Origin of the sequence: Streptococcus cristatus (assembly GCF_003943815.1) — a bacterium.
GTDB classification, from domain to species: domain Bacteria; phylum Bacillota; class Bacilli; order Lactobacillales; family Streptococcaceae; genus Streptococcus; species Streptococcus cristatus_F.
On record NZ_RJNA01000014.1, the window covers coordinates 12,751 to 35,774 of the forward strand.

The following is a 23,024-nucleotide window of genomic DNA, read 5'->3' on the forward strand; positions in this document are numbered from 1 at the left end:
TTAGTTCAAACCTTCATAGAGCGGAAAAGCGTCCGTCAATTCGCGAACTTCCGCCCGAACTTGGTTCAGCACCGCTTCGTTTTCAGCGTTTTCCAGAGCCTTGATAATGAGCTCAGCTACCTTGATACTTTCTGTGACACCAAAGCCTCGAGCTGCAATAGCTGCTGTACCAATACGAATGCCACTGGTTTTAAATGGTGACAAAGTTTCGTAAGGAATGGAGTTTTTATTGAGCGTAATGTTGACCTCATCCAAGAGATTTTGAGCGACTTTCCCATTTTCTACAACCTTAGTAACATCCACCAAGAACAGGTGATTTTCAGTACCGTCAGAAATCACACGGAACTTATCATGCTGACGGAAGACTTGGGCCATGGCTTGGGCATTATCCAAAATCTGCTGAGCATAAACCTTGAAAGCTGGATCCAGCACTTCTTTAAAGGCAACTGCTTTGGCTGCAATTACATGCTCCAGTGGTCCGCCTTGAATGCCCGGAAAGATAGCTGAGTTAATTTTCTTAGCTAGGTCTTCATCATTTGTCAAAATCAATCCACCGCGAGGACCACGTAAGGTCTTGTGGGTCGTCGTGGTGGTGATGTCCGCATAAGGCACAGGACTTGGATGGAGACCAGCAGCAACCAAGCCAGCGATGTGAGCCATATCGACCATAAGCTTGGCACCGACTGCATCAGCAATTTCGCGGAATTTTGAAAAGTCGATGATATGAGAGTAGGCTGAAGCACCTGCCACAATCAGCTTAGGCTGTACTTCCTTGGCTTGCTGGAGGATGGCATCAAAGTCCAGTAATTCTGTTTCGGGGTCAACACTATAGGATACAAAATTGTAAGTTTGGCCAGAGAAGCTTACTGGAGCACCGTGAGTCAAGTGACCACCAGCAGACAAATCCATGCCCATCACAGTGTCGCCTGGCTCAATCAAAGCCATATAAGCTGCACAATTGGCCTGACTGCCTGAGTGAGGTTGCACATTGGCAAACTTGGCACCAAAGATTTCCTTGGCACGCTCAATGGCCAAACTCTCCACTACATCAACTACATCTGTCCCGCCATAGTAACGACGACCTGGGTAACCCTCAGCGTATTTATTGGTCAAAATAGAACCTTGAGCGGCCATAACAGCTTTAGAAACGACGTTTTCTGAAGCGATCAGCTCGATATTATGTTGCTGACGCTCTTCCTCATTGGCAATGGCATCCCAGAGTTCTTTGTCAAATGTTTTGTAATCTTCTTGGTCAAAAATCATAAGGTATCTCCTTCTTTTGAGAAAATAGGGCGCTAGGCTCCTAAAAGTTAAAATGTTATATCACTTACTTGGGCGAGAATGTCCTCGCGGGTAATGGCTCCTTGGCGCAAAATACACGCCTTTTCTCCAGACAAGTCCAGAATGGTTGAATCCTGACCTGTCAAAGCGGCATCATCTTCCACTCCCGAAACTTGCTCTTGAAAATCCAGCATGATCTGCTGGAAAGAAGTTCCACTAGCTTTTCCAGAAAGATTGGCAGATGGACCGATCAAGGGTCCATACTTGCGAATCAAGTCCAGCGTAACTGGATGCTTAGGAACCCGAAAGCCCACGGTTGCCATACCAGAGTTAATCCAAGCAGGCACTCGGTCATTGGCTTGGAGGATAATAGTCAGTGGCCCAGGTAGAAAGGCTTGATAGAGTTTTTCTAGATAGCTGGGCTGGTTCTTAGAAAAACGGTAAACTTCTTCCAAGCTAGCCACATTGAGATTGAGAGCTTTGTCACGAGGTCTTCTTTTTAATTCATAAACTCGCTCAACCGCCTCTTCGTTCAAAGCTTGAGCAAAGAGGCCATAAACAGTTTCGGTGGGCAGGACAACTGCTCCGCCTGCTGCCAGAGTCTTTTCTATCTTATCCATTGTCAACCGCCACCATTCTATCCTTGCCAAATTGATCTTTCAAGACTCGGATTCGTTTTTGGGGAAAAGATTTTTTCAGCAATTCCCTGACGCCATCTCCTTGCTTGTAACCAATTTCCAGATAAATTTTTCCTTTTTCTGTCAGATAGTCTCCTGCCTGCTCTGCTATTTTCCGATAGACGGCATAGCCATCTTCCTCCGCAAAGAGGGCCATATGAGGCTCTGAGGTCAAAACATTAAGTCCAACTTCATCCTTATCTGCTTCTGAAATATAGGGTGGGTTGGACACGATGATGTCAAATGTCCCGCTAATCGCTTCCATGCAATCGGATTGGACAAAGGCAAGATCAAGCCCACAGGACTGGGCGTTTTCTGCCGCCAAGGCAAGAGCATCTTCTGAGAGGTCAGAAGCAGTAATCTGCCAATCTGGACGGCTATTTGCCAGCGCAAGAGCGATGGCTCCGCTACCCGTTCCGATATCCAAGACTGACAAGGATTTTTCAGGATTCTCCGACAAAATCAGCTCCACCAGTTCCTCTGTCTCAGGCCTTGGAATCAGAACTCGCTCATCAACCTTGAGAGTCAAGCCGTGAAAGTCACTGCTCCCAATGATATACTGGGCTGGCTTATGAGCGAGCAGCTGCTCATGAATTGCTTTCAGCTGGTCACGATCTTCCTGATTAACCTCTGCCTGAAGCTTGAGAACAAAATCGGTAAAGGAGAGCTCATTGAGAGCTCGATAAACGAAAGACAGGCTTTCCGCTTCTTCTCCCGCTACTACCAGCTCCTGCTCTAGCTCAGCTAAATATTGAGCTAGGGTCATTATTTATTCAGCTCTTCTAGTTTTTGCGTTTGGTCATAGAGCACCAAGGCATCTACAACTTCATCCAATTTACCAGACAAGATGGTATCTAGCTTTTGCAGGGTCAAGCCGATACGGTGGTCTGTGACACGGTTTTGTGGGAAGTTATAAGTACGAATCCGTTCTGAACGGTCACCAGTACCAATGGTTGACTTACGCTCCGCGTCTTGCTCGTCTTGGGCAATTTGCGCAAAGTGGTCAGCCACACGCGCACGGATAATTTTCATCGCCTTCTCACGGTTCTTCTGCTGGGTACGTTCTTCCTGCATCTCCACCTTGATATTGGTTGGTAAGTGAACGATACGAACGGCAGTCGCAACCTTGTTGACGTTCTGTCCACCAGCACCAGATGCGTGGTAGATGTCCACACGAAGGTCTTTTGGATCAATATCGTATTCTACTTCTTCGATTTCTGGCATGACCAGAACTGTGGCTGTTGAAGTATGAACACGGCCTTGACTTTCTGTCACAGGGACCCGTTGCACGCGGTGAGCACCTGATTCATACTTGAGTTTAGAGTAAACAGATTGCCCTGAAACCATGGCCACTACTTCTTTGAAACCACCGACACCGTTCATTGAGGCTTCCATGACTTCAAAACGCCAGCCTTGGGCTTCCGCATACTTCTGATACATCGTCAGCAAATCTCCAGCAAAAAGCGCCGCTTCATCTCCACCAGCTGCTCCACGGATTTCAAGGATGATGTTCTTGTCGTCGTTTGGATCTTTTGGAAGGAGCAAAATTTTCAGTTTTTCTTCGTATTCTTCTTTTTCAGCCTTGGCATCTTTGAGTTCTTGCTTGGCCATTTCTTCCAAGTCCGCATCTCCGCCAGATTCCTTAATCATCTCTTCGGCATCAACGATGTTTTGAAGGACTTGTTTGTACTCACGGTAAGCTGTTACCGTATCACGAGTAGAAGCCTCTTCCTTTGAAAGTTCCATGAAACGCTTGGTGTCTGAGACCACATCAGGGTCACTGAGCAATTCTCCAAGCTCTTCATAGCGGTCTTCCACTGCCTGTAACTGGTCATAAATATTCATCTTTGTAATCTATCTCCTTGATTTTCTAATTCATTCTACTTAATGGGTGGATTGAAATAATGCTTGCGGCAAACAGAAATATAGGTCTCATGGCCACCGATTTTAATCTGTTCGCCATCATAGACAGGTTTCCCATTATCCGTCCGCAAAACCATAGTTGCTTTTTTAGAGCAATATTGGCAAATAGTCTTGATTTCGTCAATCTTATCAGCCAGGAGCAAGAGATGCTTGGAACCTTCAAAGAGTTCATTGCGAAAGTCATTTTTCAGACCAAAAGCCATGACTGGAACATCCAGCTCATCCACCACCCTAGCCAAATCATAGACATGATGACGTTTCAAAAACTGAGCCTCATCAATCAAAACGCAGTAAGGCTTTTCAGGCAGGCTTTGAATATAGCCAAAAATATCTGTCTGGTCCTCGATTGCCATCGCAGCTCGCTTCATGCCGATACGGCTGGAAACAACGCCAAAGCCATCACGTGTATCGACAGCTGAGGTCATGATTACTACGCTTTTGCCCTGCTCTTCGTAGTTGTGGGCCACTTTCAAAATTTCAATGGTCTTGCCCGAATTCATTGTGCCATATTTATAATATAACTGAGCCATTTATTCTTACATTCTCTCTAAGTATTGTCTTTCTAGGACTTTCAGCACTGTCCACAAACTCTGCTGGAAAGACCGACCGTACTTCCTATTATTTTACCACAATTCACTATTCTTTAAAACCTAATTTGTGATAAAATAAGATTAGCAAAAGAAAAGGAGAAATCATATGCCATTTGTAAGAATTGATTTATTTGAAGGCCGCAGCTTGGAACAAAAGAAAGCTTTGGCTAAGGAAGTCACCGAAGCCGTTGTCAGAAATACTGGCGCACCTCAGTCTGCTGTCCATGTCATCATCAACGACATGCCAGAAGGCACTTACTTCCCTCAAGGTGAAATGCGAACAAAATAAAATCAAAAGGGCTGAGATAATAACTCAGCTTTTTTGATTTTATGATGAAAACGCTCAGCGTCGCTTCTTTTGGATATAATTCAATCGCAGTTGGTAGAGGATTGCACTCACGACCAAACTCGCAATCAGTCCAATCCAGTAACCATACGGTCCCAAGTCCGTAGCCTGATCTAAAAACAAGCCCAGGGGCAAGGAAACGCCCCAGTAAGCTAGCAAGCCTAAGTAAAATGGTGCCTGAGTATCCTTATAACCTCGCAAAATTCCTTGCAAAGGAGCGGCAATCGTATCAGCCAATTGGAAAAAGAGGCTAAAGGTCAGAAAGATTGAGGTCAGACGAATAAACTCTGGATCAGAGCCATAAAGACTGGCAACCTTGTCTCGGAAAATATAGAGAAAAATCAAAGTAAAGACCGCAAACCCAGATGCTACAATTCTCCCCAAAGTGCAATACTTTTTCACATCGTCAAGTCTTTCAGCCCCCAGCTCATAAGAGACGATAATGGCCATAGCTGTAGAGATACTCATAGGAAAAGCATACATTAAGTTTGAAAAATTCATGGCAGCCTGATGGCTAGCAATAATCAAAGAAGAAAATTTTGACATCACTAGTCCGACGATTGAAAAGATGACAACTTCGGCAAAGACTGTCCCTCCTATTGGCAAGCCTAAGCGAAAACCTTCAGCCAAACCAGCTTTACTCAAGGGACGAATTTTCCAGAGTTGGTATTGGCGAACTTTAGGATGTTTGATGGCTAATAATAATGATATAAGTAATAAAACCCAATAAGCTAAAGAAGTGCCTAGTCCCGCACCAGCTCCGCCCATTTCCGGAAAACCAAAAGCTCCATAAATCAACACATAATTAAAGCTAGCATTCAAAGGTAGGAGCAAAAGCATCAAATACATAGAAAGCCGAGTCAGCCCCAAAGCGTCCAAGAGAGAGCGAATGACGCTAAAGAGCAAGAAGGGAATGATACCGATGGACAAGTACCAAAGATAATGCTGGGCCACATCTTTTACCAAAGGGTCTAAGCCTAGACGCTGCAAAACCAAAGGAGCACCCACAAATACCAGCGCAAATAAAATCAGCGATAAAGCCAAAGAAAGATAGATGAACTGATAAAAATCTGATGCAATTTTTTCATCTTTCCCCTGTCCCAAATGATGACCGATGATCGGTACCAAAGCAGACACAATCCCTGTTAGAAAAGAGAAAAATGAACCCCACAGACTGGTCGCCATAGAGACACCTGCCAGATGCAAGGTATCGTATTGGCCCGTCATGGTCGTGTCAACAAAGGAAGCCGAGAAATTTGCCAGCTGATAAATCAGGATGGGAAGAAAAATTGAGACAAACAAGCTTAGGCGTTGTTTCAAATGATAAGTCTGATACATGTTGAAGTCCTTTTTTTAATCTTCTTTTTTAACTATACTACAAGCCAGCTGAATAGTCAAAAGAGGCTGGGACAAAAGTCCTAGCCTCTCAATTGTCTTTGGATTGTCGAGCAAGACGCAGTGGTTGAGTGGGCTCTACTACGCTGATTTCATCAGCTTTTACAGCCCTACTCAACTGTGCGGAGGTGGGACGACGAAATCGAATTTTAACGAATTACCGATTTCTGTCCCACTCTCTTTCTTATTTATTTTTGCGATTTAAGATCGCGTTTAGGACAATGGCAATCAGACTAGCCATGACAATTCCGTTTGAGAAGAACATCTGAAGGCTGGTCGGTAAGCTGTTGAAAAGACTGCTACCATTGAGTCCGACACCTGCTGAGATAGAAATAGCTGCAATGAGGAAATTATGCTCGCTGTGCTCAAAGTCAACACGCGCTAAGATTTGCATCCCCTGAACAGACACAAAACCAAACATAACTAGCATGGCACCACCAAGAACTGGACTTGGGATAATTTGTGCCAAGGCTCCGAATTTTGGCAAAAGGCCGAGGAGAATCAGGAAGCCAGCCGCATAGTAAATCGGCAACCGCGTCTTGATACCAGATAATTTGACCAAGCCAACATTCTGAGAAAATCCTGTGTAAGGGAAAGTATTGAAGACACCACCCAGCAGGACCGCAAGTCCTTCTGCTCGATAACCATTTCGTAGGCGGGTGCTGTCAATTTTATCTTTCGTAATGTCAGAAAGCGCTAAGTATACACCCGTTGACTCTACTAGAGAGACCGTTGCGATGATACACATCATTACGATAGAAGAAAATTCAAACTTTGGTGCTCCGAAATAGAAAGGGGTTGGCACATGGACCAGCGGAGCCTGCGCAACGGGCGTCAAATCCACCAAGCCCATGGCTCCAGCAATGCCCGTACCGACAATCAACCCAATCAAAATAGAGATGGATTTGATAAAACCTTTGGTAAAAATGTTAATCAAAAGAATAATCAGCACCGTCACAGCTGCTAGAATCAGACTTTGGGCGGTCGGCTTGTCTACATTATTTCCCATATTGCCAATGGCCACTGGAATCAAGGTCAACCCAATGGTCGTAATGACCGAACCAGTCACAACTGATGGAAACAGATTAGCGATTTTTGAGAAAATCCCAGCGATCAAAACAACATAAATCCCTGATGCAATCAAAGCACCAAACATGGCACCACTACCGTGACTCTGCCCAATGATAATCAAGGGAGCAACGGACTGGAAGGCCACGCCCAGTACGACCGGCAGGCCGATACCAAAATATTTATTTAATTGAAGTTGCAAGAGAGTAGCAACACCACACATAAAAATATCAGTCGAAATCAGATAGGTCAACTGCTCAGCCGAGTATCCTAAAGCCCCAGCAATCATAATCGGTACCAGAATGGAGCCTGAGTACATAGCCAACAAATGCTGCAAACCTAAAATGGCTGCCTGTGAATGTTTTTCTTCATTATAGTTCATCTTATAGATCTGCCTCTCTAAATACAACTTTTCCATTTTCAAATCGGTCAATTCGAGCCAAAGAAAGAACTGTTTGTCCTTGCGATTCTAGCAAGCTGCGACCATCTTGGAAAGATTTCTCAATCACGATTCCAACAGCTGCTACCTCAGCGCCAGCTTCTTCAATGATTTTAATCAGGCCTTTGGCTGCTTGGCCATTTGCCAAGAAATCATCAACGACCAGGACCTTGTCACTTGACTCCAAAAACTTACTAGCGATGGAGACAGTCGAAGTGATCTGCTTGGTAAAGGAATATACCTCTGCCGTTAAAATCCCTTCAGTCATGGTGATGTTCTTAGACTTTTTGGCAAAAATCATTGGCACACCCAAAGCTTCTGCCGTGTAGACAGCTGGTGCGATCCCAGACGCCTCAATCGTCACAACCTTTGTAATACCTGCATCTCTGAAATGCTCAGCAAAAACCTGCCCGATTTCTTTCATAAGCGAAAAATCGACCTGATGGGTCAGGAAAGAGTCAACTTTGAGAATATTTTCTCCCAAAACGTTGCCATCCCTCAAAATTCTTTCTTCTAATTTTTTCATGTATCTCCTCTTAACATATCTTGGTTCAATGATGAAAGGACCTGCCACGATAAGCAAGTCCTTTCTTTTAATGACAAATCATCTGGCACTAAAAGTACCAGAAAATCATTAGACTCACTTATTGTTAGATGTTTGGCATCTTGTAGAGACCTTGCCCCAATCATTAGCAAGATAAATAAGTTATTCTATTTAATTAATGGGCATCGCCATTCCAAATGGAATTTTTGACGATGACATAGTCCACGCGAGTCAAGCTATGCAAATCACGCCCCCCCGCATAGGAAATCGAGCTCTGCAAATCCTGCTCCATTTCAGTTAATGTGTCTTGCAAGTGGCCCTTAGCCGGCAGCAAAATCTTCTTGCCTTCGACATTTTTATAAGCACCTTTTTGATACTCGGATGCAGAACCATAGTATTCTTTAAACTTATCGCCGTCTACCTCGATGGTTTCACCTGGGCTTTCAATGTGGCCTGCAAAGAGCGAACCAATCATGACCATGCTGGCTCCGAAACGGATTGATTTGGCAATATCACCATGCGTCCGAATCCCTCCGTCCGCAATAATAGGCTTGCGGGCAACCTTTGAACACCAACGAAGAGCAGACAACTGCCAGCCGCCCGTACCAAATCCAGTCTTGACTTTGGTTATGCAAACTTTTCCTGGTCCAATGCCAACTTTGGTTGCATCTGCGCCAGCATTTTCCAGCTCCCGTACGGCTTCCGGAGTTCCAACATTGCCCGCAATGACAAATGTCTCGGGCAATTCTTTCTTGATGTGCTGGATCATCTGAATTACACTGTCTGAGTGCCCGTGTGCAATATCAATGGTAATGTATTCAGGTGCATCATCTTTAAGGCCACTAACGAAGTCATACTCATAGTCTTTCACACCGACGGAGATCGATGCAATCAGGCCTTGCTCATGCATTCGTTTGACGAATGGTTTGCGACCTTCCTCATCGAAACGGTGCATAATGTAAAAATAGCCCCCTCGAGCAAGCTCCTCAGCGACAGATTCGTCAATAATCGTCTGCATATTGGACGGAACGACTGGCATCCGAAACCTATGTTTACCGAATTTTACACTGGTATCAGCCTCTGAGCGACTTTTCACAATACATTTCGCTGGAATTAGTTGAATATCTTCATAGTCAAAAACCTGAAAATCATTGAGCATAGAAAACTCCTTATCAATACTAAAAAATGACCTACCTATGCTCTTCAGCATCGCTACATCTATCCAGACGTTTCCAGAAAAAGTATATCACAAAGTACAGATTTTGTAAAATATTTCAAGTATATTATTGATAAAGTTCGGAAATTAAGAAAAACACGGTTGCCCGTGTTTTAATCTTTCTTATCTTTTTCTGAGTCGGAGTCTTCTGCTCCTCCATCGACTGCCTTTTTAAACTCTGAAAACATTTTTCCAATCGACTGCCCCAGCTCTGGCAGACGTTTTGGTCCAAAAATCAGTAAGGCACCTAGGACGATAACGATAAGTCCTGGTAGTCCGATGTCTTTTAAAATTCCCATTACGATGTTCTCCTTTTCTCAATCATTTTACTCAGTAGGATACTAACTTCATACAGAAAAATCAGTGGCACTGTCATTGACAAGTCACTGATGAAATCAGCCGGCGTCAAAACAACTGCTAATACCAATAAAACGAAATAGGCATAGCGTCTATATTTTATCAAAAATTGCGGTTTGAGCAAACCGATTGATGTCAGAAAGGCCACAATGACAGGCAATTCAAACAAACAAGCAATCGGAATGGTCGTGTGAAACAGAAAGGACAGATAGTTCTGCGCTGTCATCTGGACGGCAAACAAACCATCTCCTAAAGAAAGCAAAACTTGCAAAATAGCGGGGCTGACAAAGTAAAAACCAAAGGCCAAGCCCAAGACAAAACTGAAAAATGTAGCTGGTATGTAAGCAAAAATTGCCTTTGCCTCACTATTTCTCATAGCAGGGCGGATAAATTCCCAAAGCTGATAGACCATAAAAGGCAGGGTCAATGAGAAAGCCACAAGGATAGCCAAGCTAATATAAATCCAAAGGATGTCGTCTGGTCCCAATACAATCAGCTTCTGCTCAAAGGAAGCGGTCAGCCATTTGTAAATATCCGCTGCAAAAAGTAGACTGAGCAGAAAAATCAAACCGAACCAGATTAAGACAGCAAGGAAGCGCCATCTAAATTCCGCCAAGTGCTCAACAATCGTCTGTTCCTTACTTGGCATCTGCTCGCTCCTTTTGCCGATTCTTAAATGTCACATAAAGAACAACTACAAGAAAGATGGCTTGACTTAGTACTACTTCTAGGCTCGGATAAATTCCCAGCCAATCAATGGTTGGAAGATGAGACAGCAAGTGACTAGGAAAAATAGCTGTTAATTGCAGGGCATGAATGCTGACACCTAACATCTTAAAGGCCAAGGCATAAATCAGCCAGGTCAGACCAAAGAAAATCAGATGAGGGCGAATCAAACTGCTGGCCTTGGTCATTAGAATTGCAAGCAAGACTAAAACCAAGATAGCAAGTCCCAGTCCTAAAAAGAAATCTAGAGCAGTAATGCGCGGTAAAATTCCTGCGTAGAACAAGATAGTCTCCGCCCCCTCACGGAAAACAGCGAGAAAGCTCAGGGCAAACATGGAAATAAAACTACCACTAGCTGTCACTGCCTGCATCTGACTTTCCATGAAGTCATTCCATTTCTTGACAGAGGACTTACTGTGGAGCCAAATGCCGACCAAAATCATCATGATAACCGCAAAAATCCCTACTGCTCCCTCAATGATTTCACGATTGGAGCCAGAGGCGACGGCTGGAAAAAGAGTTTGCAGCAAAATAGCAATGGCCGCACTGGCTAGTACGCCCAAGCCAGCACCAGTATAAACCCATTTGAGACCTTTTTTCATCTTGGAGGCCTTGAGCGTCGTGACAAGTGCCATCACAATCAAGAGAGCCTCAACGCCCTCGCGCAACAAAATCAGCATGGCATCAAAGAAAGTATAAGATCCGCTGGTATCAATCTGTTCTAGCTCACTAATCAAAGACTCTAGCTGGTCTTGATACTCCTTGTCCTTACCCTTCACCATGATGACAGGCGACTGACTTTCTACTTTGGTATAGAGGGAAGGATTTTTAGTGCTGACATCTCCTTCAACGCTTGGCCAAATCGTGATAAATTTCTTCATCGCAGCCTTGCCCTGCTTTTCGTCTCCTTTTTGGAAAGCAAGCAGAGCTTTTTTTAGCAGGCCAATACCATCTGCCAGTGTAAGATTCTCACTGCTAGCAGACGCCTCTTCTCCCTTGACAAAGCTATCAATCGCTACTCTCAAGTCTTCATAGGAAGTTTGAATAGCTTCAAAATCTGTTGGCTCTGTCTCGATGGCACTCCGTAAAAATGAAATAGCAGTTTCCACCTTACCATAATGAGCCGTGCTATGATCCCGCACCACTCCTTCATTGGCGGTCCAAGTCGAATTCATTTTTTTATAGGCTTCACGAATCTTTTCAAGATCCTTGCTCTTAATCGCTGCTTGAAGAGCTTGAAATTTTGATTCTAATTTATTGACCAGCTTGTTTTTTTCCGCCTCAAGATCAACAGGATTCTGCTCCTTTTCAAAAGCCAAAAGAGCAGCTGAAACCTTGGTCAGCTTGTCCTCTGTCACATCGCCCGAGATAGTCAATGCCTTGCTGACTTCTTTCCCTGCAGCTGAGTCATGGTTGCTTAAAGCCGCAAAGTCAGTCTGGATTTCCTCCAGCAATTCTTTGGCACTAGCTTGGTCGCCTTTTTGAACGGCTGTGCTGGCATCCGTAATCTTGATAAAGAGACTGCTATAAGAATCCTCAGCCGATACAGGCTGAGCTAGGAGTACGAGCGCCAAAAGTAAAAACAGGATCTTATTCAAATAATTTCTGACCAAGATATTCTCCTTCTTTGACACCGCCGAAGCAAGCAAACAAGCCACTGCCCACATGGGTGATATATTCATTCATCTTATCCTGTGCTCCAAGATTGGTCTGCACCTTGATAAAGCTGTCAGGATCCTTTTGGAAAGAGATAAAAAGGAGGCCTGTATCAAATTGACCCGTTGTTTCATCAATACCATCTGAATAAGAATAGGAACGACGATAGAGAGGCTTGTCCACTTCTTTAGCCAGCCGCACATGTGCATCAACTGGAAGCAAGTCCAAGTCTACCTCGTCGAATTCATTCTTCTTGCCAAAGGGCGCTCCGCTCTCCTTATAACGACCAAAGGTATTTTCTTGCTCTTGCAAATTGGTCCGGTCCCAAGTCTCAAGAAACATCTGGATGCGACGGACAGCCATATAAGAGCCCCCCTTCATCCAGTCCTTGCTGTCACACCAAACCACCTTGTCAAAATCTTTTTCTTTGGTGACATTGGCCGTGCCATCTTTAAAACCAAATAGATTACGGGGAGTAGACATACGATCACCTATAGCAGCAAAACCAGCCTGACTCCATTTCATGGTGACAGCATTTCGCGCTTTACGAACTAGATTGCGAACGGCATGAAAAGCCACCTGCTCGTCATCTGCGCAAGCTTGAATGACAATATCCCCACCAGTATATTTCTCTTTTAGTTGTTCCTTAGGGAAAGGAGGCAGGTCGCGAAATTCCTTGGGCTTTTTATTCTCCAAGTCCATTTTTTTCAGGAAAGAGGCGGAGATGCCAAAGGTCAAGGTCAGTCGATAAGGGTTGAGCCCGACTGTTTCTCCAGTATCCGTAGGTGGCAAGAGGGCATTAGAGCCATCTTTTTTGACTAGCTCCCCATTGACCAACTTTTCACTGTAAGCGGTCCAGTCCTTGAACATCTGGATAATGGTCTCTTTATCCGTCGTATGCAAGTCCAGAATGACAAAATAGATATTCTTTTGCATGGCTGTTGTGATGCCAGCTTGATGCTCACCGTAAAAACTGATTTCTTCATCACCGTCAGCTAATTTTTTGTCTTCTTTCGCTTGATTAGCGAAAAAAGCAGATGCACTGGAGACACCAAGTGCTAAGCCTGCGCCTCCAATCCCTGCTTTTTTAAGAAATTCCCGACGATCCATTTTTTTATTAAACCATTTTTCGTCCTTGGTCATCTTCTTACTTCCCATCTAGGATGATACCCATTTGAGAGAGAGGCTCGCCTAGTTTTGTGACAGCTTCTCCTAGCTCTTTAGTATCTTCCTTGCTCAATTCGGTATAAAGTTTATAATTCTTAGAATCCGTCATGTGCTTGTCCAGCAAACTATTAACATTCTTGAACTCAGTTTCTATACTTTTTACCAGTTTTTCATCTTTCTTCTCAATCAAAGGTTTAAAGAGTTCGAAAATCTTTTCTGCCCCTTGGATATTGGCACGGAAATCATACAAATCCGTATGTGAAAAGATTTCTTCTTCACCGGTAATCTTGCTGGTCGCCACTTCGTTAAGGAGATCGACTGCACCAGTCAGCATAATGTCTGGTGTAACCTCAACAGTCGCGATTTTAGCCTTTAATTCTTTGATGTCATTGACCAACTGGTCTGCATATTTCTCTGTACCAGTCGTTGTATTACTTTCCCACAGAATTTTTTCAATCCGGTGGAAGCCTGACCAGCCTTCTTCGGTCTTGTTTTCATCCACATAGTCAGCTAAGCGGAAGTCAATTTTCACATCAGACTCTCCGAAGCTTTCGGCAATCGGCTCTGAACGCTCGTAGCTCATGCGAATTAGCGGATACATTTTCTTAGCTTCATCAAGCTTGCCTTCTTTGAGCGTATCTCTGAATTTCTCCGTATCCGTCAATAATTGATCAATTTCTTTCTGTACAAAGGCTTTATACTCTGCTGTTGCCTTATCCAAAGCTTTCTGGTCAGAGGCCGATAGACTTGTTTTAGCTTCCGAACTGCTGGCACTTGTATTCGATTTTTGATTAGCAGCACAGCCAGTCAGTAAAATAGCTGTTGACAATAAGACAATTCCAAGTTTTTTCATCTTGACTCCTTTATTTTCCCTAAAAGGGGCAAATTCATATAAATTATAACAATTTATTTCTCATATTTCAATAAATTGTCAGATAATTATAATGAAACTTTCCTTTCTGAGTAAAAAATGAGCATTTCAAAGCAAGATATCCTTAATTTTGCCAATTTCTGACTTCTTAACGACTACATAAATCGTATCTCCTAGGTAGAGACGACTGGCTCCATTGACCGTCTGAGTCTTACCCTTATGGATATTCATCGTGATTAAAACACCATGCGGTAGCTCCAACTCATGCACTTGTCGCCCTGCGATTTTTTCTGAAACAGGAATTTCAATCAGGGTCGTCTCACCGTCATCTTCAATCCGATCTGGCAGCATTTTTTCAAGCATGGCTTCATAGACAGGCGCTCCCTTCAGCAGATCCATAGCAATATAGGCCATCAGAGTGACCAAACCCAGTGGCATGAGGTTTCGAATATCTCCCACCATCTCCGTCACGAGAATCATAGCTGTCAGCGGAGCTTTGGAAATAGCACCAAAATACCCACTCATTCCCAAGATGATAAAGATTGGAAATTGTTCTGGCGTGATAAAGCCAACCTCCACACAAAGGGCTCCAATTGCTGCACCTAGCAAAGAACCCAAAGCCAGAATGGGCAGAAAAATGCCACCAGGAAGGCCGCTACCATAACTGATCATGCTCCATACAAAACGGAGTAAGAAAAAGAGAATCAATGTTCCAACTGTGTAATGAGCACTCGTCAAAGACAAAATCAGCTGATTCCCGCCGCCCAGCAAATGAGGCAGAAAATAGCCAATCGGAATGATTAAAACAAAGGCAAAAATCGGATAGTAAGCTTTTGGTATTCTAAAAAATTTGCCTAGGGCTTCATAAACCAGATGTATATTGAGGACTGCTTTTTCATAGAGAAAGCCAGCCAATCCTAAAAACAGGCCCATCAAGATATAGATCCAGTACTGATTCAGCCCCATGAAAGGAATATTATCCGGCATATCCAAAACGGGAGTCAGGCCAAATATAGACAGCGAAATAAAATTTGCCACTAAACTTGCAGCCAAGGTTGAAACCCAAAAGAAGCGGGAAAAATGATGGTACACTTCCTCAACAACAAAAAGCAAACCTGCAATTGGCGCATTAAAAGCCGCAGCCAAGCCCGCAGCTGCACCACTAGCAATCAAGGTCCGCTCCTCTACTGGACTCAAGTTCAGCCACTTAGATATGCCTTTGCCACTCATCGCTCCTAGCTGAATACTCGGTCCCTCACGTCCCAGCATCAAGCCACTGGAAATCGCTAAAATACCAACTAAGAATTTTTTCCAGAGAATGCTCCACCAAGAAAGTGACATCAAGCCTTTCAACTCAGCCTCAACTTGTGGAATCCCTGAACCCTTTATATCCTTTTCCGTAGCGACCAATCTAGCATTTATAAAGACAATAAAAGCATACAAGAAAAGCAAGGCTACCAGCCAAATCCACTCGCTCCTGCCCCTCACATAAGCCGCCTGAATCAAGTGAAAACTTTTCTCAATCAAAAAACGAAATGCCCCCACTACTAGTCCAGCAAAAATCCCCACCAGAATCCCCCTAGATACTTGGGAAATGATGGAGCTGGACATAAAATTAAATTCTTTTCTCGTATCAGAAATCTGTTCTTTTTGTTTGATCATACTCTCTCTCCAAAAGATCTTATAGCAACATTTTAGCACAACATGGGGACAAGAAACAAGGCAATAGTGATGAAGGTTTTGCTTTTGGATATAAATTTTTTAACATCAACTTTATCAGATTTAAAAGAATTCCAAAAATGCAGTTTGGACATCAAAAAACGACCTTGAAGGTCGTTTCGTGTTTAGATTGACAAGTCTTCCTGATCAATCTTGCCAGATGTTCGGTAAGCTTGGTAGAAAATGAAGACAGCCACAGCGGTCATGACAGGAACGATGACTGGGATATCCGTTTCAATAGAAGTCAATGGAGAGTTCCAGAAGAAGTGGAGAACAAAAGCTGATAAGAAGTAAAATAGGCCAGCTTTAAAATAAGTTTTTTGAGTCTTAGCAAATCGGAACATCAGAGCTAATCCGATAGTGGTCAAAGCAGTATAGAGCCAGTGAGAAGCTACCCCACCAGTGATACGACCCAAAATACCAGAGATAGTGAAGGAAAATCCTTCAGGTAGGTCGGAAAGGATATAAGAAAAGTCCTCACTAATCTGAAAACCTATGCCAGCCGTAATTCCCAATAGTAAAAAGCCTTTAAGTTTTTTGACTGGCACTAGATAGACAGCGAAAGCAACTGCCAAAAGCTTAAGCGGCTCTTCAACCAGCGGAGCTGCGAGGGCATTCTCCAGATAACTAATCACTGTATTTGGGAAGCTCGTGCTGACCCACTCGTGGATATAAGTGTTGGCCAAGCCAGAAGTCCAGCCAGAAATGAAAAGACCACCCAGCAGAGCTACACCTAGGCTAAATGCAGGCGTCTGCCATTTTTTACCCAAACTGCGAATCAAAAGCAGAGCTGGGATGATATAGAGTAGGGCCAAAAGGGCTGACAGTCCGACAATTCCATAACCAGTACCTGACATACTACCAGTAGTATAAACTTGCGTCTCGTATTCCAAGCCAATCGCGCTCAGAAGGAGAAAAATGAAAAGAACAATATTTTTCTTCATATAACAACTTTCTAAAATTTTATTTTCATCTTAGTATAACAAAAAAATCTAAAATAGAACTAATTTTAAGACTCATTAGAATGATTATTAATTATTGTACTAGTTGATAAACACATAATATATATATGCATCGTTCTGTATCGTATTGACAATTCAACTTGATAAAACAAGTAACAAAAAAGTCCCTCATCGGGACTTTCATTGATTATTTTTCAGCTGTAAGTGCAGCCATTGTGATGTAGTTGTATGGTTTGTTAAAGTGTGGCAAGAAGAAGAGGTCTGTCAAGGCCAACTTATCAATTGTCACATGCTCTTGGATAGCAAGTGAGAACATGTGGATTCCCATGCTAATTGCAGAATCACGAGACACCATTTGTGCACCAAGGATTTCGCGGCTGTCTTTATCAAAGACAATCTTGATAGCAACTTCGTGGTTGTCGTGTTTGATAAATTCTGGTTTTTGAAGATCGTTAAAGCCAGTTTCAGTTGCGTTATAGCCAGCAGCTTTGGCTTTTTCAAGAGTCAAACCAGTTGAAACCATGTGAAGACCGTAGATAGAGATACCATTTGATCCTTGAACTCCGATTCCTTCCAATTCATGTCCACAAGCGTTGTAAGCACCCACGATACCCGTACGTACAGCGTTAGATGCAAGAGCGATGTAACTAGTGTCTTTACGAGCATTGTCATAAACAGTTGCACAGTCACCAACAGCGTAGACACCTGGGATAGATGTTTCTTGTTTCTTGTCTACAAGGAAGGCACCGTTGCGGAAGAGTTCAATCTTACCGTCAGCAAGAGCTGTGTTTGGACGGAAACCAACTGCAAGAACAACCATGTCCACATCAAATGTTTCTTTGTCTGTTACCAAGCGCTCAACTTTTCCATCACCTTGGATTGCTTTAACTGTTTGTCCAAGAGCCAAGCGGATGTTGTGGTCTTCCAAGTTCTTCGCCATCATTTGAGTGAAGTCTTTGTCGTAGTAGCCGTTCAAGACAGTGTCTACGATGTCAACAAGAACCACTTCTTTTCCAAGACGCTCGAAGGCTTCGGCAAGTTCTACACCGATGTAACCACCACCAACAACGGCGATACGTTCAAGGTGTTTGCTCTTGTCCTCAAGTTTTTCAATAACTTCTTCAGCATTTTGGTACAATTTAACGAATTGGACGTTTTCAAGAGTCGCTTTAAATTCGCGGTTCCCCTTAACGATTTCAACGCCTTCAATTGGAGGCAAGATTGGAGTTGAACCAGTTGCAAAGATCAATTTATCATAAGACTCTTTGTGTTCTTTACCTTCAACTTCTGCAGTCACAACTTTATTGTCATAATCAATTGAAAGCACTGGTGAGTTCATGTAAACTTTAGCGCCTTTAGCTTCCAATTTTTCTTTATCAGAATAGAAGAGTCCTTCTGGACCATCGATTTGTTCCCCGATCCAAAGTGCCATTCCACAACCAAGGAATGAAATATTTGAGTTTTGGTCAAATACCACAATTTCATTTTCATGACCAAAGTTGTCCAACATCGTATTAATACAAGCTGTACCAGCGTGGTTAGCACCAACTACAACGATTTTACTCATAGTATAATCCACCTTTAAATTTAATTTACCAAACTAGTATACCATGTATCTGTTAGCGTTTACAAGATATATGCTCAGAATTATTTTAAAATTTGGCAAATAACTTTGATTTTAGACAAAAAATTTCAATTTTTCTGAAAATATTATATATTTACAATTGTGAAAACGGTATCTTTCTGTTATACTAATAGAGAAGATTAAGAAATTTAATAGGGAAGGTTGTGATAAAAGTGGATCTTATTTCTAGATCCATCCATTTAATGGGATCGACTATCACTATTTCGATTCTCCATGAAAATGCCGACAGTCTTTTAGACCAGGTATTTTCTATCCTAAGATTGTATGAAAAACGCTTTAGTGCAAATGATGATAGCTCTGAGCTCATGCAAATCAATCACGCTGCTGGTAAACATCCCGTTTGTGTCCATCCTGATTTGTTTGAATTGATTGAGTTGGGAAAAAAGCATAGTCTCGCTCCAGACAGTCATCTCAATATTACCTTGGGTCCCTTGGTCCAAACTTGGCGGATAGGCTTTGCGGATGCGAAAGTTCCCAGTCCCAAAGAAATCAAGCAAGCGCTGGCACTCACTGACCCTGAGTGTATCGAGTTAGATGCAACCGCCTCCAGTGTTTTTTTGACAATGGAAGGCATGAAAATCGACTTAGGCGCCCTTGCCAAAGGCTATATCGCAGATAAAATCGCTGCGTTCTTGCAGGGACAAGGTGTTACTTCTGCCCTCATCAATCTTGGTGGAAATATCTTAACCATTGGTCTAAATGAAAAAAATAATCGTTGCTGGCGCATTGGCATTCAAAATCCAAGTCTGCCACGGGGAAACAACCTAGCTCTTCTGTCCATTCAGGATCAGTCTGTCGTGACCTCAGGGATATATGAAAGAAAACTGCAAGTTGACGGCAGGGTCTATCATCATATTTTTGACCGCATCACAGGTTATCCGATCAACAATCAGCTAGCTAGTCTCACGATTGTTTCATCAAAATCAGTCGATGGTGAAATATGGACAACCCGTTTATTTGGGGAAACTCCTACTTCCATCTTAGAGAAAGTCGAGCAAGAAAATGGAATCGAAGCCTTCGTTATTACAGAAAATCATCAAATTTTTTATTCATCTGGTCTCAGCCCAGAAATCTTATCCTAAATCCAGAAAGGAACCTACTATGTTAAAATTTATCGGTCTAGTTGGTACAAACTCAAAAAAATCAACCAACCGCCAACTCCTTCAGTACATGCAAAAGCATTTCGCTGATAAAGCAGAAATCGAGTTGATTGAAATCAAAGAAATTCCTATTTTCAACAAACCATCTGATATGCAAGTTCCAGAGATCGTTAAAGAAATCGCTGCGAAAATCGAAGCTGCTGATGGTGTCATCATCGGAACGCCTGAATATGATCACTCTATTCCCGCTGTTCTTATGAGTGCCTTAGCTTGGTTGTCTTACGGTATCTATCCATTACTTGGTAAACCAGTGATGATTACAGGAGCCTCTTATGGAACTCTAGGGTCATCTCGTGCCCAACTACAACTCCGTCAAATTCTGGATTCACCAGAACTCAAGGCTTCTGTTATGCCAGGTTCTGAATTCCTACTTTCTCACTCACTTCAAGCCTTTGATAAAAATGGTGACTTGATTGACCTCGAAACCATTCAAAAATTAGACGCTCTTTTTGATGACTTCCGTTTGTTTGTTAAAATTACAGAAAAGTTATCAAGCGCCCAAGCACTTCTTCATCAAGAAGCTGAAAACTTTGACTGGGAAAAATTGTAAGAACTAGAAGGGAAAGAATCACATGAAATTTGTTGGACTTGTCGGCTCAAATGCAGACCAATCATACAACCGTAAATTACTAGAATTTATCAGAAAACAATTTAAACTGAAATTTGAATTAGAAGTTTTGGAAATTGATGAAGTTCCACTCTTTAATCAAGATGAAAAATGGGACGAATCCTTCCAGCTACGCCTTTTGTACAACCGCATCACGCGCGCTGATGGTGTCATCATTGCTACTCCTGAGCACAACCATACCATTACAGCAGCTCTCAAGAGCGTCCTTGAATGGCTCTCTTATGAAGTTCACCCATTTGAAAGCAAGCCTGTCATGATTGTGGGAGCTTCCTACTACGACCAAGGAACGTCTCGTGCCCAAGTGCATTTGCGTAAAATCTTGGATGCTCCAGGTGTCAATGCTTATACGTTACCAGGAAATGAATTCCTTCTTGGTAAAGCGAAAGAAGCCTTTGATAATGAAGGCAACATCACAAACGAAGGAACTGTTAAATTCCTTGAATCTTGCTTAGATAACTTTGTTAAATATGTTGAGGTAGTCTCAAAATTGAAAAAACCTAAACCAATTGCTCCTGAAGACTTAGATGTCACGAACCCAATCGCAACAACCATCACAGAAGTTGACCCTGACGATCCAGAATGGGTAGAAAAAGCTGCAAAAGCTGTTGGTGCTGTTTCTGGCGATACGTATGTCAAGCTTGACCATGGTATCCTGACTGTTAACCAAATCGACATGTTCTTAAAGGCTATGCCGTTTGAGTTGACTTACGCAGATGATAACAACCAGTTCCTTTACTATAACAACGCTCATCAAGATCCAGACACTATGTTTGCCAAACGTGTCCCATCTCAATCAGGTGGCCGTCTCTCAACTCTACACAACTCTCTTCCTGCTGCTCGCATGAAGAACGTGGAATGGGTAGTTGGTGTTCTTCGTAACGGTGATCAAGAGTACGTTCGTACAATCGTGCCGGGCTCACCAGTAGGTGTTATCAATACCCACAACTACCAAGCAATGTACTATCCTGATGGATCCTACGCTGGTATCAACGAAATCGTCTTCAACTTCCAACCTTGGCTAGATTGGTATCTAAAAACAACTGGTCAACGCTTGGTTGGAGGAAGTGGTCCTTTTGCTCCTGCAGCTGCAGCAGCCGATGCCACTTCTGGTGCTTCAGATACTGGCGGTGGTCACGGCAGTGGAGATGCCGATGCAACATCTGGCGCTAGTGCTTAATCAGAACAAAATGAAAAGAATGGATTTTCACATCCATTCTTTTTTATTTTATTTCCTTGAAGGCCTTTTCTGCTTCTTCGTTGCTGATTGCTCCAAATTGAATCTTCCCAATTTTTCCTTGGCTATCAATGAGGATTTCAGTTGGAATACTGCGAACCTGATAGGCTTGGAAGATTGCACCAGACGTGTCAAATAGAACGGGCACGTCCTTATATCCTTGTTCTTGATACCATTTTGGGAAGTCCTCAACAGACTTCTCTCCTTGGAGACCCGGTGCTACAATAGACAATATTTCAAAATCACGGTCTTTTTTACCAGCTAACTCGACCAATTCTGGCATGCTTCGCTTACAAGGTCCGCACCAAGAAGCCCAGAACTTCAGATAGACTTTTTTTCCACGGTAATCAGAAAGCTTGACAGTTTTTCCATCCATCGACTGAAGAGTGAAGTCCGGTGCCTCCTGGCCAACTGCAACCAGCGATTGGACACTTGTACTGGACTGGCTTTGACTATCCATCCCCTTTTCGTCAGATGAACAAGCTGATAGTGTCAGAAAAGCTATTGAAGCAACAACGATCAAAAGAATTTTTTTCATCTTTTTCTCCTTTTATCCAAAAATTCCTGATAAAGCATTTAACTGCCCGAGCATGAGAAGGATTCCCATAAAAATAATTAAGGCTCCTCCAATTTTTTTCATTAGCCCCATATAGGGTTTGATTTTTGAAAAATACCGCATAACGAAGCTAGAAGCTAAAGCTAAGATGAGAAATGGCAAGGCCATTCCCAAAGTATAAACCAGTGTTAAGAGCGCTCCTTGGATAGCTCCATTTCCTCCAGAGGCAGCTAGAGCCAGAACCGAACTAAGGACAGGTCCAATGCAAGGTGTCCAACCAAAACTGAAACTAATACCAAGCAAAAAGGCTGAAAGAAAATCATTCCGACGACTGTCTTTCTTAAATTCCACATTTTTCTGGAATTGTAACTGCCTGATATTGATCAGCTCCATCTGGTGAATTCCGAGCAAAATGATGATAATCCCCATCAGATAACGGAATTTCTCATCGTAAATCACTCTGCCTAGGAATCCTGCACCGAAGCCTAGTAGAAAGAAAACTAAAGAAATTCCAGCAATGAAACACAGGGTCTTGATCAGACCAGTCCAAGCGATCTTTCTGCCTAAAAACTTGACTTCTCTAGGCTCTTCTTCATCCAGCAATATCCCTATGTAGACTGGTAACAAGGGAAAGATACAGGGTGAGAAAAACGAGAGAATTCCAGCCAAAAAGACCGAAACAAAAAATAAACCAGACTCCATCCCAACCTCCTTTAAGATGTGTTTTCAATATTATTATAACAAACGATTTAAATTTTTCCACATTTTGCTACACTATCCTCATTCTTGTATCATTTATCGGAGAAGCCGTCTGTAAAAACACTATTTTGCTCCTAAACAAGAAAAAAGCCGGAAATTTTCCGG

General features: G+C 42.8%; 22 protein-coding genes, 1 pseudogene and 1 riboswitch. Of the genes and pseudogenes, 4 read left to right on the plus strand and 19 right to left on the minus strand.

Annotation, left to right across the window (positions count from 1 at the left end; translation table 11 throughout):
- From glyA to D8872_RS08775, 5 genes are read right to left on the minus strand one after another with little or no spacing between them, the layout of a single operon-like run.
- The gene (gene glyA, locus D8872_RS08755) at positions 1–1,263 is read right to left on the minus strand and encodes a serine hydroxymethyltransferase (protein WP_125390666.1); all 1,263 of its coding nucleotides are present in this window, start codon (positions 1,261–1,263) and stop codon (positions 1–3) included.
- A 47-nt stretch (positions 1,264–1,310) separates the two neighbouring features.
- Complete coding sequence (locus D8872_RS08760; RefSeq protein ID WP_125390667.1) at positions 1,311–1,901, minus strand: L-threonylcarbamoyladenylate synthase; 591 nt, start codon at positions 1,899–1,901, stop codon at positions 1,311–1,313.
- On the minus strand, positions 1,894–2,724 hold the full coding sequence (prmC, locus tag D8872_RS08765) for a peptide chain release factor N(5)-glutamine methyltransferase (RefSeq protein WP_125390668.1): 831 nt from the start codon (positions 2,722–2,724) through the stop codon (positions 1,894–1,896). Before prmC ends, D8872_RS08760 begins: the two co-directional genes overlap by 8 nt.
- Positions 2,724–3,803 (minus strand): peptide chain release factor 1, encoded by a 1,080-nt coding sequence (gene prfA, locus D8872_RS08770; protein WP_005589827.1) that lies wholly within the window; start codon positions 3,801–3,803, stop codon positions 2,724–2,726. Before prfA ends, prmC begins: the two co-directional genes overlap by 1 nt.
- A 35-nt stretch (positions 3,804–3,838) precedes the next feature.
- Positions 3,839–4,411 (minus strand): thymidine kinase, encoded by a 573-nt coding sequence (locus D8872_RS08775; RefSeq protein WP_005589825.1) that lies wholly within the window; start codon positions 4,409–4,411, stop codon positions 3,839–3,841.
- A 160-nt stretch (positions 4,412–4,571) separates the two neighbouring features.
- Between D8872_RS08775 and D8872_RS08780 the strand changes: the two are divergent.
- Positions 4,572–4,760 (plus strand): annotated as a pseudogene (locus D8872_RS08780) (4-oxalocrotonate tautomerase); the annotation flags it as partial.
- A gap of 54 nt (positions 4,761–4,814) precedes the next feature.
- Here D8872_RS08780 and D8872_RS08785 read toward each other — a convergent pair.
- The 12 genes from D8872_RS08785 to nox all read right to left on the minus strand — a co-directional run bounded on the left by D8872_RS08785 (position 4,815) and on the right by nox (position 18,504).
- Complete coding sequence (locus D8872_RS08785; RefSeq protein WP_005589821.1) at positions 4,815–6,155, minus strand: MATE family efflux transporter; 1,341 nt, start codon at positions 6,153–6,155, stop codon at positions 4,815–4,817.
- A 241-nt stretch (positions 6,156–6,396) separates the two neighbouring features.
- Positions 6,397–7,662 carry a nucleobase:cation symporter-2 family protein gene (locus D8872_RS08795; protein WP_005592204.1) on the minus strand — a complete coding sequence of 422 codons (1,266 nt, stop codon included), beginning with the start codon at positions 7,660–7,662 and terminating at the stop codon, positions 6,397–6,399.
- A gap of 1 nt (position 7,663) precedes the next feature.
- Positions 7,664–8,245: a xanthine phosphoribosyltransferase gene (locus D8872_RS08800; protein WP_125390669.1), complete on the minus strand. Its 582-nt coding sequence runs from the start codon at positions 8,243–8,245 to the stop codon at positions 7,664–7,666.
- Positions 8,246–8,346: 101 nt separating this feature from the next.
- Positions 8,347–8,444: riboswitch (purine riboswitch) on the minus strand.
- A complete protein-coding gene (gene guaC, locus D8872_RS08805) occupies positions 8,439–9,422 on the minus strand; it encodes a GMP reductase (RefSeq protein WP_125390670.1) in 984 nt (327 codons plus the stop codon). It overlaps the preceding riboswitch by 6 nt.
- Before the next feature lie 170 nt (positions 9,423–9,592).
- On the minus strand, positions 9,593–9,778 hold the full coding sequence (locus D8872_RS08810; protein WP_125388235.1) for a twin-arginine translocase TatA/TatE family subunit: 186 nt from the start codon (positions 9,776–9,778) through the stop codon (positions 9,593–9,595).
- The gene (tatC, locus tag D8872_RS08815) at positions 9,778–10,485 is read right to left on the minus strand and encodes a twin-arginine translocase subunit TatC (protein ID WP_125390671.1); all 708 of its coding nucleotides are present in this window, start codon (positions 10,483–10,485) and stop codon (positions 9,778–9,780) included. The genes D8872_RS08810 and tatC overlap by 1 nt, the downstream gene beginning before the upstream one ends.
- Positions 10,475–12,175, minus strand: a complete 1,701-nt coding sequence (locus D8872_RS08820) for an FTR1 family iron permease (protein ID WP_125390672.1) — start codon at positions 12,173–12,175, stop codon at positions 10,475–10,477. The genes tatC and D8872_RS08820 overlap by 11 nt, the downstream gene beginning before the upstream one ends.
- Complete coding sequence (gene efeB / locus D8872_RS08825; RefSeq protein WP_125390673.1) at positions 12,153–13,361, minus strand: iron uptake transporter deferrochelatase/peroxidase subunit; 1,209 nt, start codon at positions 13,359–13,361, stop codon at positions 12,153–12,155. Before efeB ends, D8872_RS08820 begins: the two co-directional genes overlap by 23 nt.
- A 4-nt stretch (positions 13,362–13,365) precedes the next feature.
- A complete protein-coding gene (gene efeO, locus D8872_RS08830) occupies positions 13,366–14,238 on the minus strand; it encodes an iron uptake system protein EfeO (RefSeq protein ID WP_005589812.1) in 873 nt (290 codons plus the stop codon).
- Positions 14,239–14,364: 126 nt separating this feature from the next.
- Entirely contained in the window at positions 14,365–15,918 is a 1,554-nt protein-coding gene (locus tag D8872_RS08835; protein WP_125390674.1) for a H(+)/Cl(-) exchange transporter ClcA, read from the minus strand.
- A 182-nt stretch (positions 15,919–16,100) separates the two neighbouring features.
- Positions 16,101–16,919: a PrsW family intramembrane metalloprotease gene (locus tag D8872_RS08840; RefSeq protein ID WP_125390675.1), complete on the minus strand. Its 819-nt coding sequence runs from the start codon at positions 16,917–16,919 to the stop codon at positions 16,101–16,103.
- Positions 16,920–17,124: 205 nt separating this feature from the next.
- Entirely contained in the window at positions 17,125–18,504 is a 1,380-nt protein-coding gene (nox, locus tag D8872_RS08845; RefSeq protein WP_000036764.1) for a H2O-forming NADH oxidase, read from the minus strand.
- Between the two features lie 230 nt (positions 18,505–18,734).
- On the opposite strand from nox, the gene D8872_RS08850 reads away from it, so the two are divergent.
- From D8872_RS08850 to D8872_RS08860, 3 genes are read left to right on the plus strand one after another with little or no spacing between them, the layout of a single operon-like run.
- A complete protein-coding gene (locus D8872_RS08850; protein ID WP_185761410.1) occupies positions 18,735–19,664 on the plus strand; it encodes an FAD:protein FMN transferase in 930 nt (309 codons plus the stop codon).
- A gap of 19 nt (positions 19,665–19,683) precedes the next feature.
- Positions 19,684–20,292, plus strand: a complete 609-nt coding sequence (locus tag D8872_RS08855) for an NADPH-dependent FMN reductase (protein ID WP_125372965.1) — start codon at positions 19,684–19,686, stop codon at positions 20,290–20,292.
- Between the two features lie 22 nt (positions 20,293–20,314).
- Positions 20,315–21,547 (plus strand): NAD(P)H-dependent oxidoreductase, encoded by a 1,233-nt coding sequence (locus tag D8872_RS08860; protein WP_125390677.1) that lies wholly within the window; start codon positions 20,315–20,317, stop codon positions 21,545–21,547.
- Positions 21,548–21,590: 43 nt separating this feature from the next.
- Here D8872_RS08860 and sdbB read toward each other — a convergent pair whose 3' ends face one another.
- Positions 21,591–22,142: a thiol-disulfide oxidoreductase-associated lipoprotein SdbB gene (gene sdbB, locus D8872_RS08865; RefSeq protein WP_125390678.1), complete on the minus strand. Its 552-nt coding sequence runs from the start codon at positions 22,140–22,142 to the stop codon at positions 21,591–21,593.
- A 12-nt stretch (positions 22,143–22,154) separates the two neighbouring features.
- The gene (gene ccdA2, locus D8872_RS08870) at positions 22,155–22,862 is read right to left on the minus strand and encodes a thiol-disulfide oxidoreductase-associated membrane protein CcdA2 (RefSeq protein WP_125390679.1); all 708 of its coding nucleotides are present in this window, start codon (positions 22,860–22,862) and stop codon (positions 22,155–22,157) included.
- Between the last annotated feature and the right edge of the window lie 162 nt (positions 22,863–23,024).